Here is a 14345-nt window from a genome sequence, read left to right as displayed (position 1 = left end):
GCAAACAATAAGCTGAGAGGTCACTAATCAGGCCGCGTGGTACTCTTTAACGGGCGGACTAATCTTATTAACACTTTCAGAAGTAATTGTTATTTTCTTTAAATTACTTTCTGAAGGAGCAGTAAACATTACCTCTTTTAACGTTTCTTCCATGATCGCAGTTAAGCCACGAGCACCTGTTTTATTCTTCGTTGACGTCTCAGCAATCTGAAGAATTGCATCCTTTTCAAATTCAAGTTCTACATCATCAAGCTTAAGAAGATACTTATATTGATCAACAATTGAATTCTTAGTGTTAAGAAGCACTTCGACTAACTGCTCCTTTGAAAGCTCATCCAATGCAACCTTAACCGGTAGTCGACCAATAAGCTCTGGAATTAGTCCAAACTTTGATAACGTATCATTTGTCACATGTGAAAGTCTGTCCGATACGCCTTGAATCGATTCTTTTGATTTAACATTTTGGCCAAAGCCAATGCCAGAATCATTCTTTTCTTTATCCAGAATTTTTTCTATTCCTGCAAAAGAACCGCCGCAAATGAACAATATGTTCTTTGTATCAACATCAATCATCGCACCACCAGGAACCTTTCGGTTGCCTTCAGACGGGACAGAAACAACTGTGCCCTCAATTACCTTTAGAAGCGCCTGCTGAACACCCTCACCACCAACATCTCGAGTAGTAGAACGATTCTCAGAACCTCGACTTAACTTATCAATTTCATCGATGTAAACGATACCTCGCTCTGCTCTCTTCGGATCAAAGTCGGATTTTTGTAGAAGCTTTTTAATAATCATTTCTACATCTTCACCAACATAACCAGATTCGGTTATTGTGGTCGCATCAGCAACAGCAAAAGGAACGTCTAACATTTCCGAAATTACTTCAGCTAATAGCGTTTTACCTGAACCTGTTGGGCCTATAATCAATACATTACTTTTATTTATTTTGATTTCAGAGGCTTCGTTCGCCTTAAGTCGCTTATAGTGATTATAAACGGCAACAGCAATTGATTTTTTAGCATTTTCTTGGCCAATTACATATTGGTTTAAGTTTTCAAAAATCTCTTGTGGTGTTAACGAAGATTTTGATTTATCGCCTTCTTCATCTTCTTGCTCTGAAATAATAATAGAATCACAAAGAGCGACACATTCATTGCAGATCTGAACCCCATTACCAGTAATTAGTTTTTTCACTTGTAGATGTGATTTATCACAAAATGAACAACACAATTTTTCTTCTTCGTTTGACATACCATAGCCTCTTCTAAATTATAGATATAATATAATGACTATATTCCTTAATGTCAAACACTTAAAAAATAAATCCTTTATTTATTATATACTTATTTAAACAACCATTTCTTGTTCAATGTTTTTCTTAAAACTTTCTAGGCTATGACTAGATGCCCAATCTTTACCTATATCGGCATCTGCTACCAAAGGAACAACTAACCTAGCCGAACTTTCCATTATCTTCTTTGCAATCAAAGGAAAAGTATTTTGTTCGCTTTTATCAACATTAAAAACCAATTCATCATGAACTTGGATTAACATTTTTGACTTTAAATTATGTTCAGAAATATGCTCCATTATACGGTTCATTGCTAACTTAATAATATCTGAGGCAGTGCCCTGCATTGGCGCATTAACTGCCGCCCTTTCTGCTCTCCCCCTATCTGCTTGATTACTGCTGCGGATATTTGGATGAAATTGCTTTCTTCCAAAGAGTGTTTCTGTATAACCTTTTTCACGAGCCAGCTTAACTGAGTGATCAATATATGTTTTAACACCTGGAAAAACACTAAAGTAACTATCTATAAATCTTGTTGCTTGTTCAGGACTACAATCTAATTTTTTTGACAATCCAAACGGAGTCATCTTATAAACAATCCCAAAGTTTATTGCTTTAGCATATCTTCTTTGCTCTCCGGTTATTTCAGACGGAGGAATATTGAATACTTTAGAGGCCGTAATGAGGTGAATGTCGGCTCCTGAGTTAAATGCCTCAATAAGTGCTTCATCCTTACTAAGGTGAGCTAAAATCCTTAATTCCATTTGAGAATAATCTACTGCTAAAATAAACCCATCCTCCAATGCAGTGAAAGCTCCCCGTAACTTTCTCCCTTCTTCGCTTCTGATTGGAATAGCCTGAAGGTTTGGGTTTCTTGATGACAATCTTGATGTAGATGTCACGTTCTGCATAAAGTTAGAGTAGATCTTTGTCTCCCCTTTATCTAAAAGCAATAGGTAAGGTGAAACATAGGTACTCATAAGTTTATCTAATTTTCGGTACTCAGAAATCATTGGAACTGTATAATGAACATCATGTGCCTTAGATAAAACCTCTTCTGCAGTGCTTCTCTCAGAACCTTTTTTGCTTTGCTCAGGCACTTTTAATATATCAAAAAGATATTTACCCACATCAGCAGGCTTGCTTAATTGGATTGTTTCCTTTGCAGTAAAGTTAATCTCATTTTGTATTTTATTAATTCGGACTTTCAGATCTACTTCGAAATCCTTAATTTTATTCACATCTACATGAACACCCTCTTTTTCCATATTAAAAAGAGTTTTAATTAAAGGAAGCTCAAGTTTTTCAAATATATATCTAGATCGCCCATCTTTATTTGCTATCAAATAAAGCATTTTATTCAACCTGAGTATTAAATCAGAAGATTCTCCAGCGACTCTAATTTTATCTTCTTCACTAGCCGCCTTTAAGGATGTTTTTACATTAATACCAAGAAAGTCTTTTGACAGGCCTGTGTACCGAGTTTCTTTGTTAGATGTATCAATGGTGTAGGCCAAGATAGCTGAATCAGAAACCAAATTATTTATCTCAAATCCGTTTCGATTAGCCCAATGCATTAGTGATTTCGCGTCATGGGTAACAATCTTTTGCTCTTTATTCGACAGAATGTCTTTCACTAAACTCATATTATCTGGGCTCGTAATATTCAGTACATATGACTCGCCGTTTGTTATTGAAAATGCACAAAAGTCTCCTGTTCTTGAGAAAGAAATTCCTTTGCCATCAATTAAATTATTAGCAAAGCTATGACGACCTGCTTCTGAGTTAACTTCAATAGAGTAAGTTATATCGCTCCCAAGGTTAATCTTTGGTGTATGTTTCTTTCTTAAATCATCAGGTAACCATTCAAAAAGTTTATTTTCAATATAAATTTGGTTAAGATTTTCTTCGTTAACTGGCGCACGAGATACTGATGAAACAGGGATTGCATCATAAAATGTCTCTATACTAGAGTAATCGCAAATAGCTCTTTGTCTCATGATATCGTCTGACTTCATGCTAACTAAAGAACCCATTACTTTATTAAGCTTATCGGTATTCTTAATAATTGACTGCAGGTCGCCATACTTTTTTAACCAATCGATTGACATTTTGTGGCCAACGATTGTTTCAATGCCAAAATCTGGATCGCCAGACATAGCTACAAAATCTTTAATCATAGAGGCTTCTATACCCATAATTGACTTTAAAGAAGACTCAGTAATTATATCATTTGTATCAAATCGAAGGACCTTCGAGCCTTGATCTATGTGCTGCAACATCGAACTTGAAAGGCTTGAAATCAAGACATCGCCAGGTAAGGATTTTTTCAATGAATGAATATGGTGCCCGATCATCTCTGAAGGAACATCAAAGCAAGCGACTCCCATAGAAAGAAGAATATTTCTTATTACACTTGCTTCATGGTCTAAAAGGTCTGAGTCTTTTGGAAATATCACTGCGATATTATCAGGCTCGTACTTTAATATGAGTCCTCTAATATGTTCAGAGAACTTATGTATTGCTTCATTAGGCTCATTTGGCTTTTCTTCTTTTTTATACTTAACTATCTGGTTAATAATAGACTTTGCTTCAACTATTACGTTTTTGCTCATCTAAACCTCCTTGGCTCGAAATATTGACTTAATATACCATACAAAATTTTGCCGACAATTAAACAAAAAAGGCAGCCTGATGGCTGCCTTTAGCGATAGATTAGCTTACTACTGAACACAACAAGGTACATACGAACTTAAGTCTGACATACTGCAATACGGAATTCCGTATTCAGTATCAAATGAGTACTCGAACACATCGTCTTCGGTAGATGAATAGGAATATCCAGCTTGTGAATTTGCTTCAAAACAAACTTTCTCAGAAAGCTCGTCATCTTCGTCTAGATCTCTTGTTACAGAGTCAGAACTAGCCTCCCATCCATCTGGTATCACTTGTAGATACCCCTCTTCGATAAGCGTGTTTAATGAGAAGCCGTCAGCTATCTCATTACCATTGGCTTTATAAAGGGTAACTGCACTTGCAATCTGAACCCCTTCATTTCTATACTTTGTTGCTTCTGTTGTAATTTTTCCATCTGTCATTGTTTCCCCTCCGAAAAATGTACCGGAGATAGTCGCACTAACACCTATAACTATCGCTATAATCACAAGGATTATATGTTGCATGACGAACCTCAAAATGTACAAAATTGTTATAGGTGGATAATAGTGCACCAAAAACTTGACATTTACAACAAAACTTTAAATAAGAAGTGAATTAACTATAACTCTAATTTCACTAGTAATCACACACTAACTTTTTCTTTTTCTTCCAAAATTCTCCCAGTCAAGCCCCTTGCACTCTTTCACACGAACAATAAATTCATCTTCAGAATACCCTGGAGTAGCCTCTCCGCTCCCATCCATTCTGATTAGTCTAATCTTCTTGAATTGAGATAACGCATTAACTCTTTTTTCTCTCATAAATATTCTAATAGCAATAGGCCGACCGCCATCTAGCTCTTTTCCGCTATACAAAACGAGAAATATCCCTGGTCTTCCTTTAATATAATTAATTAAGTACACACCACCTTCAGATATGTAATTAAAAATCATATCAGGAACCCCCAAATAACCTTTATTTGACTCAATTTCAAAGCCAAAGAATGAAGAGCTCCACGGACCAAGGATAAAAGTGTATTTAAGATTGGCACTAAACCCTTTTTTAAAGTTAGAAATGTCGCCTGAAAGCTCTCTTAATAAATTAATTTCAGGTCTTCTATAATTTAATTCAAATACTTTTGACTCTTTGCTCATAATTGCACATATTATTGAAATATTAAGTGTAATCAATTATATTGTAATTCATACAAAAAACAAGAAAGCGACCCAACCAACATGAAAAATGCTCTAATAAAAAATGGCACAAAAGTCGAAGATGCTATTAGTTTTTTCAAAGAAATTATCATGGCGAATGGCCTTGAATACCATGCGGTTAATGAATTCGAAGAAAGGGTTTTTCTAAAGTATATGGCGGATCCTATGGGGTGGCTTTCTTCTTGGATGCTTCGAAGTGACGAACTATGCGCCCTGATTACCGGTTCACGAATGTGGGATGCTTATTATGTAAGAAATAGTGAATCAATGAGGCTAATGACACCGATTAATTCAGATGCGATGAAAGATGAACGAACTATGGCAACACAGAGTTACGAGTCTTTCCCTCTTGCCGACGATATAGGCGTCCCCTTATCAGTCAAGTATGCAATTGCTAACTCTGCATTTAAAGAAACATTAATACTATACCCGAATCAAAAAGTAGACATAAAGTTAACAACCGGCTTTTATGATATTAAAAAAGAATTGGAAGATGGCGAAGTGCTCCCATTTCAATCCCCTACCCATCTAAATGCCCTTTTTTTGAATAGGCAAATTGTTGAGTACAATAAAGAAAATAAACTGAGCATGAGCCTTGCTAAAGAACTAGAAGTTTAAATCCAGGAATACACTATGTCAGACAACAAAAAGGTATTTCCAGATAGCTGGGATAGCACCGAAAATAATGAAGATATATTTAATGCCGATACAGTTGAAGCCAACGATGACTTCTTTTCCACACTAGGAATTGAAGGCGGAATCAACAAAAAAATCGCAAAAGTAAACGCGATCAGCAGCCAAAAAGATAAAATGTTAGTTATCAGAGGTTTCGTTCAGGCTTTAAACGAAATTTCTCCGTTAGTAGATTCAATTGAATTAAAAGAAGGAAACTACGAAAAATACAGCAGAGAGCTAGTTGATAGCTTTATGCTTCAAGGCGCCATAGTGAAAGTAATAGGTGACGAATGGGGCATTGGTAAGGACGATGACGATAATAAATATATTATGTCTCTTTTAGCAAAAAATACCAGTAAGCTAATTCAAGAAGGAATAATCACTAATATAAAGGACAAAAAGAGAGTATTGATCATTCTTTCCCTTATTTCTGAATTTGCCGAAGAAAGACCATACATTGGAAGCCTTATCGAACAAGATATGCTCAGTGAGGATATTCTCGTTAATGTAAAAAATGCATTATTCCCTGCATCTTTAAAGTTCCATTCCATGCTAACTGATATTGGCCTAAAAAATGAAACCATATACAAATGGGTAAAGTGGCATAACAACATGACCGTTAATTTGGCTAAAGACCTCGCCTTTAATTGGGATAAAACAGCAAGCTTTAAAGACAGAGAGGGGCTATTTGAAGGCTCAATAACTTACTGTTCAGTTATTGCTTCAGATGTTTGGATTAATGAGTTTTCAAAACAGCTAAAAACAGATTTAAACTCCTATGATGAAGTAACCTTATGGTCCAAGCTAGAAGAGCTTGAAAAATCGATAACTGAGTTCGACATGGGCTACCTAAGCCATGAAGAATTTGGCATGGATTGGCTAAAGCATCAGATTTCTACATACATAGTAAATAAAGCAAGAGAATACCGTCGCCTTGAATCATCAAAGATAAGCGTAATGGCCATGGAGCTTTATTTAATTAACGAATATCTCAAAAGGGCTCACCTTGCATGGAATTCGGCATCAAAAGCAGCAATGTCAGAACTTCATGAGAAATTCTCTTCTATGTCAGATGAGGATTGTGAAACATGGATGGAGAATGAGGGATCAAAACCTATGCCTTTAGACTTATTCTACAAAGAGCTTGAAATTACAATGGAATCAAATGTCATGGAAAAATGTGCCATTTTGAATGAAATAAATCTGGTTAAAGCAGCAAAGGGCAAGCTAGCCATGGTGTGGGGTCTTTCAGATGCTGTATGTAAAGTAAAAAGGACATGATCTTGAATAACACAAAGAAAAAATTACTCCCTTTAATAATTGGAGCTTCACTTTTGGGCTTGTCTGCACCATCGTCGGCTGTGGTGCCTATTACTGATTACACTCAGTTAGGGCAATCTATCACCGATGACGTCGCCGAATTACTTTACCACGACCTATGGACAACAATTGCTGACTCAATGATGGAACAAGCAACTTCAATGGCTTCTCTTACAATTGATAACACTAATAACATGTGGGCTAATGCGGTCGTTAGGCAAGGAGCTGCATACGAAGAAATTCAAAATATCGAAGTAACTAAGATGGTTATGCCTGCCTTTAACACAGTAAAAACCCTGGGGTTAAGTGTCAGCCTTTACTGTAACGAGGGTTCCGAAGTATATGAAAAAGAAAGTGATGACAAAAACTACGTTTCCGAACAAATGGCTGCAGTAATTGAGAATGAGGGTGGAACCGCAACTACATTCTCTGATACTCAGGATGAAATAGTCGAAAGATTTAATGGCGGAGATGGCGTTTGTTCTAACTTATCAACCACTACTACTGAAAGTGCTATAAATCCTAAGCCTCTAATCTCGGACACAGCAGATGAGGAATCGTTATCTGAAGATGCGGAACAGGCTATTTATGACTATATCGATTTAGTAGCACCGCCATACGTTCCACTGTACTTAGATAAATCTAGAGCGATAAGTGGCAACACAACTCTAAAAGTTAAAAATACCGAACTTGAAGCTTTGCAATCATTCCCAAGAGTTATGTTATTAAAACTAATGTCTAAAAGATCTGTTACAAATTCTGAAACGGGCCTGTCAGAGATTACAACTTTAGATGAATTTGGTGAGCAGCATTATGGCAAAGGTACATCATCCACTGAAAATATTTCTGGGCAAATAATGCTATCAAATTTAGCAGTACCCTCTGTTATTTGGAGAAATCTTGCCGTTATGAAAGCTTTTCAGGTTCATATGTCTGTCCTTAAATACAAAGCAGCACTAGATAACGAAGCAATAAAGGCAATTGATTTAGCTTTTGAGTTAAGAAAAGAGCGATTAGGAAAAGATGCCGAAATAGACCTTAGTGAATAGTTTAACTTAATAAATTAAAAAGGATTAACAAACAAAATGGCCACTTCAGACAATAATAATAACAAAGTAGAAAGAGATACACACCAAGAGTATTTGGATGAGATGTTTGAGCCAGGAGAACTAGAAGCAATAATGGCCCATCATACGAATGCTGATGGCGAACACGAACCTCAACTGCCAAAAGATTGGACTGAAGAAGACAATATTGCCGCCACGAAAAGTGTTGAAGATAGAATTAGTTCATATTGCAGATTTAAAATGGATGTTGATAGAGATGCATTGATTTCTATTTTAATCAATGCGGCACGAGTCCCACCAGGCTTTCCTGTTGCTAAAGAGTCAATGCAGTTACCACCAGATAAACGATTCAATAGTTACGATGAACTAAGAGACTGGTTTGTTGAAAAAGGGTTCAATATTGCAGAAGCCGACCTAAGTGCAGAACTCCACCCAGAATTTGTCGGCAGTCTTGACGATGTTTTCGAAGAGATACAAACTATTGAAGCCAAAGAGTCATATGGCGCCGACGATGAACACGATAAATACGTAAAAAAGTATTTGCATGAATTAAGAAAGTTAGGTGTTACGAAAATAGATCGGGATTACCACAGAGTTAGACGCACCCTTATTGCTGAAGACCCTCATGTACGAATGTTAGCTCTCAGAATACAAAGACACCACCCATCGGACATAATGGAAGAAACTGACATTTATGCTCATGAAGTTGAAGTTGAAGGTATGGAGTGCCCAGAAGAGCTTGTACGAAGTGACTACAATAGACACTTATATAATCCTGACAATCTAGAATATGTCGGACATGAAGATAACAGACATGAATCTGACACTCCTGAATCGAAAGACGATGAAAGTAAAAAAACTGACGATGCAAAACTACCAGAAGAAGAAATAGATGAAGGTCTTAAACCATCTCCGATATCGCGGCTGCTACTTGATCTCGATGATTACGCCCCCGGCGGACCCAAACAATATAGAAGACCAAAGGAAGATACTGAAGAGCATACTAATGACAATAATGAAAGTACTCTAGATGATGAACCCTCTGATGACAATAATGAAAACACTCTAGATGATGAAGCTTCTTTAGATGATGAAAATATCGACAACATAAAGAATACGAATACGCATAGTGAACACATTAAGGGCGAAGGCACTTCTTCAAAGAGAAGTCAGTATCGTCAACAAAGACCAAAGCATCAACAAAAACCGAAACAGAACACAGGGAATTACAATAAGAGGCCAAATCCACAAAAGAATAATAATGGTTTCCAAGCGCAAAGAATTCCTAATGTTGCTCGTAAAAAGACAGGCCACAAACAACCAAATCATTCCAAGCAAAATCATGGATACGGAGGTTTTTCCGGAGGAGCCAATGATCTGTTTGGTCTTGGTGCAGTTGCTGGATTAATTGGGAAAGGAGTAAAGAGCGCTACAAAATCAGTTGATAACGTGATTTATCATGATGAAAAAAGTAACGATGCAGATGGTATCGCCGATATCTCACTGAACGAATTCTCTCGTGCTACAGCAACTGCTAAAGAGGCACTAAACAAAGTGCACTCTAAAACGAACAGTTCTGGTCAGGGAGCATCTGAAGAAGAGCAGGAACAGAACATTGAAGATTTAAACAACTCTTTTAACGACATCGGCAAAAAACTCAAAGATGCATATGAAACATGCAACAATCCAGATGTTAGTGAAGACATCCAGATGAAGGCTAATGACATAATTAATGAAGCTTCAGAACTTACCGATTCGGTTGACAATCTTCCTGATGAGGTAAAGAACAAGCTTAGTGAGCAAGCATTAAATGTTATGAAAGTTATTAAGGAGCTACTTAAGAACTTATTTAAAAGTAATGATTCAGAAAAAGAAAGTTCTGGTCCATCGTTCTAGCTCAGGTAATTTTAATAATGCAAGAGTGCCTGCTGTGGCACTCTTGCTTATTTATTACTAAAAATTATTGTAGTCAAAATAAAAAATTTATTAGTAAGGGGTTATGCGCAGATACCTCATTTTCCCTTCATAGGCGAGGCTTGTTGTTAACCGTTTAAGTATATTTAGGGCAATAGAAATAAATTGCGAAATAGTCACCAATGTCGCTCCAATTAGAGCAGCAACAACAGCCAAAATAGCTCGCATTCTAAACTTTTTAGTACCAATCCAAAAAAGGCTATAAATTAGAGGGATGATCAAAAACAAGATTCCAATCAAAGGGAATGACATGTGACTGCCAGCATGATGATTATCGAAAACAATGGGTGATACAAAAACCATATCAAAACTCAGCCAAAACACAGCAAACTCTCGAGTGGTCATCTCTAGACCAACCTCATTTTTTAAGATTACAGAATTAATGTAGCGCCTAGTGCAAAGCATGGCATGGAGAAGACGACCTAGAATAGTCGATGCTATCATTAGACCAAGAACTAGAAGAGCCAATCCTACAAACAAGTTTTCCAATTTAAATTTCCTTTTAAGCTGTAATATCTATAAAACTATTTAATTTAATCACTTACAATAAAAACAGGCAGAAATGATAACAAGATATTTACTGAATGGCATTAAATCAATAAGGCAAAATAAGGGTAACCCCCCCTTTAAAGTCAATATTTACAAGTTTAAAGCAAGGACAGTCTCATAGGCCATTGGGAGCAATGATTAAGCATCACTCCCTTGCAAATTAATTCCCTAAAAAGTGCCATTTAAAAGCTTTGACGAACTGGTCGTGACTTTTACTAATGCCTCTATTATATTCCTTACATCAATTACAGTATCTTTTTCGCTGTAGATCATATTAACTTCTTCATTAATAAAGTCTTCAGGATAGCTGTCTGCAGAACGAGTAGCAGCTTCCTTTAACATAGAAGTAAATTCGCTTCGGGCATACTCTTGTTGTACCGTGCTTGACGCTAAGCCTTCCATATCAAATACGTGCTTCTCATGAGGCACACTCACCGCTGAAACTCCGCATAATTTGTACTCCCAAACTAATGGAGCATGACCATCAAAACCAATATCTGTTCTAACCATTGGGCCTGTATTTAGCCAAACAGTTTTATCTGCTTTTGTTGTTCCCGTTGCAAAGGGCCCCTTATCAGAAACAAATAAGTCGCATCCAGGCCATTCCTTAGGATTTATAACTAACTCTTTTTCATCCGCTTCATTATCAAACTCATAATTGCGTGATTTCTTGACAATAATCCCTATTTCACCATCCAAAACCCCTTGTTCAACACCAAGAATCTCAGGAGAATCATGTTTTTCAGGAACACCATAAATTGAAGCAATTTTTTCATTAGTGCCGTCAGTTATTCTGATTTTTTCAATAACACCAGGGCTTGAACAAAGAGTTATAATTCCGCTCTTCTCAAGCAATGCTGACTGCGAGTGACCATTAAGAGCTTGAGATGCGCCTATAAATTCATTAGTTCCGGCCATGACCAATACACCTCTTCCTGATAATTCAGCAATAAGTCTTGCATAGGTCGTAACCTCAAATCTTTTTCTCGACAGTCTGCCAACGATAACTGGCTTAAGATTATTGTTTTTAGCATAATCTAATGAGAACTTAAGTTTCTTAAATGCCGTTTCGAAATAATCTTCATCAAGACGGCGACCAGGTCTCCCTTTTGATGCCAGCACATCGCCAATAAAAAGAATTCCAGAAAATAAATGATTATTAATATTGATGTTCATGAGCGACTACTCCTTTCTCTAAATGATTACCACAAATTGGACAGTCACCATCTATTGATCCAACTATCTCTGACTTCTCATTTTTAATAACTGAGATCTCATGAACAAGCCCGTTTTCTTCGTTATATAAATCACTGAGCTTTGAATTAAACCCTTTAATTCTGAGAGCTAAAGGTATTATTCCGTCTTCTACTTTATCTTGGCAGAAGCCAATCATTTGAGTAGGAACGTTTTGTAATGCGTTCGCTTTATTGCAAAGAACAACAAGCTTTTCTATTGATCCTTTATCTGAATCTAGAGAAGACGAACTAACTTGCTCTGTTATTATTGCATTATTTAGTGGCATAAAAATTTCACTTAATTTTCTAAGCTTGCTAATCTTAATGCCCATAACTTTGATGCCAGATAAATCCTCAAGCTTCGCTTCATCTAGGTGATTTAGTTTGGCCAGATCTTCAAGAATTGTTTTCTTTCTTGTTAAATAATCAATTCTTGAAATAACTTTATTTTCATTTTCATCAATTATTTGTTCAACAAACAATTTTTCACTTGGCATCACTTTTTGTAAAATCATTGATTTGGATGTTAAGTAAAATAATTTATCAATGCTTTTAGAAATGTCACCTATACAATTTGATGCTTCAATTGCTTTATTTTTCGATGAATTAATTGAAGCTATCTTCTCTTCTGCTGAATAAAGGTGTCTGTAACATTCAAGCTTATTCTTAACTGAGTTCAATTCTTTTTTTAGATGATGCTTACTCTTTTTAAAGGTATCAATACGCAGATTGTATTCTTTTATCATGGCGGAAGCCTGATTGGTCTCTTTCCCCAAGGAAAGAATCTCAGATCGCTTATGCCCAGATACTCTTGCATCCAAAATAAAACTAGTATTATTCTGATCACTCATGTTTAAGTCAAAATCTTTATAAAGGCCCATTCCTAGGTAAAGAGGAAGCCATTCAGGAGCGGCTGTTCCAGAGTCAGAGCTTTGGATTTCTTTATTTTCAGAGTCTTTTAATAAATACTTTGTTCTTTTGCTACCACTACGTTTGTATGTCCAGGTTAGATTCGCATTGTCTTCTAAACCAATCTCAACCATGCAAGAAGACTCGTTGTCTCTAATTAACCCATCTCGACCTTTATTTTTATTAATTGCATCAACCGCATGCATGATTGATGATTTGCCTATATCGTTATCACCAGTTAAAACCGTCACATAAGGGCTTAATTCTAGAAGCGTGTTTTGATGCTGCTTTAAGTTTTTAAGTCGAACGTATCTGATCCCGATGCCATCTAAGTCATCCGATATATCTTCATCAATACCTTCGTATTTTTGTTCGTCTATATCACTAATCACTTCTGTGACAATTGTCCCATCAACTCTTGAAAGCTCAATTATCCTTGCATACCCTTCAAAATAAGAAGAATCATGGTGACTAATGTAAACGACTTGCATGCCAATTTTTTTTGTTAATTGATGAAGTATTTTAGCTATTCCGTCTGCATATTTTGCATTGATTTCCTTGTCAGGCTCATCAAAAAAAATCACTCTTCGGTTTGATGTTCTGCTCAATGTAATGAACCTTAGGCCTAGAGAAACTATGCTTTTAATACTTCCCCCTTTATCAAGATATACATCACGAGGCTGACCGTCTGCGTTTTCGACTTCAACATCTAACCAAGGCCTATTATTTTTTATTTGAGTCTTAAGAGTTACCTTATGATTTTCTGTGTCGTACCCTTTAACCTCATGAATCAATGTCGTTAAAAGCTCTTCATAGATGAATTTTGTTTTGGCTTGTGCTCGCGCCTGTAGCTCATGAAGAATGATCCCAACTTCTTCTTGATGCTCAAGGTACGCATTTGCTTCACCTATTTCATTTATTATTTCTGATTTTCTACGAATAAGCATTTCTTGCTGACCAAACATTTTGTTTATAGTCGCAATAATATTATTCGTATTTTCTTCATCAAAAGCGACAGAGTTATCCATTGTTTTGTGAGTCCAAGTAAACTAACGCTTTATCAATTTCTAAAATAATTTGTTCCGATTCATAAACAGATTTTTCAGCAGCAAGTATTTCTCTTGTTTTTTCATCAGACTTTTGGCGCCAAATTTCTCTTAGCCCATCCACATCGGCTGTTCCGAATTGTTGGATAGATTCTTTTGTCGCAACATCAAGCTCTAAAAGCACCTGTTCTTTCTGGGTATTAAGCTGAATAATGCGTGTATTTGCTTTTTGAGCTCTTTCATTAACGGACTTGATTCGTTCAATAGTTTGAATTTCTGAATTACTCATATTTTACCTTTAGCCTGCTTATGGACACTTAATTTATAATTATACTATATTATATATCTTGGTTTGTGTCAATTCGAATACAACTGATAAATCGCTTATTTCATATAATATACAA

12 protein-coding genes are annotated in these 14345 nt (G+C 36.2%); 4 read left to right on the top strand and 8 right to left on the bottom strand.

The window, feature by feature from the left end:
• Positions 1 to 27 precede the first annotated feature (27 nt).
• The 4 genes from clpX to SP041_RS00345 all read right to left on the bottom strand — a co-directional run bounded on the left by clpX (position 28) and on the right by SP041_RS00345 (position 5106).
• A complete protein-coding gene (gene clpX / locus SP041_RS00360) occupies positions 28 to 1254 on the bottom strand; it encodes an ATP-dependent Clp protease ATP-binding subunit ClpX (RefSeq protein ID WP_137297104.1) in 1227 nt (408 codons plus the stop codon).
• 96 nt (positions 1255 to 1350) lie between these two features.
• Positions 1351 to 3909, bottom strand: a complete 2559-nt coding sequence (locus SP041_RS00355) for a DNA polymerase (RefSeq protein WP_137297103.1) — start codon at positions 3907 to 3909, stop codon at positions 1351 to 1353.
• A 108-nt stretch (positions 3910 to 4017) separates the two neighbouring features.
• Positions 4018 to 4392 carry a hypothetical protein gene (locus tag SP041_RS00350; RefSeq protein WP_137297102.1) on the bottom strand — a complete coding sequence of 125 codons (375 nt, stop codon included), beginning with the start codon at positions 4390 to 4392 and terminating at the stop codon, positions 4018 to 4020.
• Between the two features lie 210 nt (positions 4393 to 4602).
• On the bottom strand, positions 4603 to 5106 hold the full coding sequence (locus SP041_RS00345) for a hypothetical protein (protein ID WP_137297101.1): 504 nt from the start codon (positions 5104 to 5106) through the stop codon (positions 4603 to 4605).
• An 81-nt stretch (positions 5107 to 5187) separates the two neighbouring features.
• On the opposite strand from SP041_RS00345, the gene SP041_RS00340 reads away from it, so the two are divergent.
• The 4 genes from SP041_RS00340 to SP041_RS00325 are packed head-to-tail and all read left to right on the top strand — an operon-like array spanning position 5188 to position 10124.
• Positions 5188 to 5784, top strand: a complete 597-nt coding sequence (locus SP041_RS00340) for a hypothetical protein (protein ID WP_137297100.1) — start codon at positions 5188 to 5190, stop codon at positions 5782 to 5784.
• Between the two features lie 15 nt (positions 5785 to 5799).
• The gene (locus SP041_RS00335) at positions 5800 to 7122 is read left to right on the top strand and encodes a hypothetical protein (RefSeq protein WP_137297099.1); all 1323 of its coding nucleotides are present in this window, start codon (positions 5800 to 5802) and stop codon (positions 7120 to 7122) included.
• A gap of 2 nt (positions 7123 to 7124) precedes the next feature.
• Positions 7125 to 8210, top strand: a complete 1086-nt coding sequence (locus tag SP041_RS00330; RefSeq protein WP_137297098.1) for a hypothetical protein — start codon at positions 7125 to 7127, stop codon at positions 8208 to 8210.
• Between the two features lie 36 nt (positions 8211 to 8246).
• A complete protein-coding gene (locus SP041_RS00325; protein WP_137297097.1) occupies positions 8247 to 10124 on the top strand; it encodes a hypothetical protein in 1878 nt (625 codons plus the stop codon).
• 90 nt (positions 10125 to 10214) lie between these two features.
• Here the strand turns inward: SP041_RS00325 and SP041_RS00320 are convergent, their stop codons facing one another.
• From SP041_RS00320 to SP041_RS00305, 4 genes are all read right to left on the bottom strand, one after another.
• A complete protein-coding gene (locus SP041_RS00320; protein ID WP_137297096.1) occupies positions 10215 to 10691 on the bottom strand; it encodes a hypothetical protein in 477 nt (158 codons plus the stop codon).
• 228 nt (positions 10692 to 10919) lie between these two features.
• The gene (locus SP041_RS00315) at positions 10920 to 11927 is read right to left on the bottom strand and encodes a hypothetical protein (protein WP_137297095.1); all 1008 of its coding nucleotides are present in this window, start codon (positions 11925 to 11927) and stop codon (positions 10920 to 10922) included.
• Positions 11911 to 13923: an AAA family ATPase gene (locus SP041_RS00310; protein WP_137297094.1), complete on the bottom strand. Its 2013-nt coding sequence runs from the start codon at positions 13921 to 13923 to the stop codon at positions 11911 to 11913. The genes SP041_RS00315 and SP041_RS00310 overlap by 17 nt, the downstream gene beginning before the upstream one ends.
• Positions 13916 to 14230: a hypothetical protein gene (locus SP041_RS00305; protein ID WP_137297093.1), complete on the bottom strand. Its 315-nt coding sequence runs from the start codon at positions 14228 to 14230 to the stop codon at positions 13916 to 13918. The genes SP041_RS00310 and SP041_RS00305 overlap by 8 nt, the downstream gene beginning before the upstream one ends.
• Positions 14231 to 14345: the final 115 nt, after the last annotated feature.

Source organism: Psychromonas sp. SP041 (assembly GCF_000470315.2).
In the GTDB taxonomy this organism is placed as follows: domain Bacteria; phylum Pseudomonadota; class Gammaproteobacteria; order Enterobacterales; family Psychromonadaceae; genus Psychromonas.
Note: the sequence above shows the minus strand (reverse complement) of the source record. Positions and strands in the feature narration are given on the sequence as shown.

Bases quoted from the DNA above. Each gene is read 5' to 3' on its own strand.
- clpX (WP_137297104.1), bottom strand. From the start codon at position 1,254: ATGTCAAACGAAGAAGAAAAATTGTGTTGTTCATTTTGTGATAAATCA.
- SP041_RS00355 (WP_137297103.1), bottom strand. From the start codon at position 3,909: ATGAGCAAAAACGTAATAGTTGAAGCAAAGTCTATTATTAACCAGATA.
- SP041_RS00350 (WP_137297102.1), bottom strand. From the start codon at position 4,392: ATGACAGATGGAAAAATTACAACAGAAGCAACAAAGTATAGAAATGAA.
- SP041_RS00345 (WP_137297101.1), bottom strand. From the start codon at position 5,106: ATGAGCAAAGAGTCAAAAGTATTTGAATTAAATTATAGAAGACCTGAA.
- SP041_RS00340 (WP_137297100.1), top strand. From the start codon at position 5,188: ATGAAAAATGCTCTAATAAAAAATGGCACAAAAGTCGAAGATGCTATT.
- SP041_RS00335 (WP_137297099.1), top strand. From the start codon at position 5,800: ATGTCAGACAACAAAAAGGTATTTCCAGATAGCTGGGATAGCACCGAA.
- SP041_RS00325 (WP_137297097.1), top strand. From the start codon at position 8,247: ATGGCCACTTCAGACAATAATAATAACAAAGTAGAAAGAGATACACAC.
- SP041_RS00315 (WP_137297095.1), bottom strand. From the start codon at position 11,927: ATGAACATCAATATTAATAATCATTTATTTTCTGGAATTCTTTTTATT.
- SP041_RS00310 (WP_137297094.1), bottom strand. From the start codon at position 13,923: ATGGATAACTCTGTCGCTTTTGATGAAGAAAATACGAATAATATTATT.
- SP041_RS00305 (WP_137297093.1), bottom strand. From the start codon at position 14,230: ATGAGTAATTCAGAAATTCAAACTATTGAACGAATCAAGTCCGTTAAT.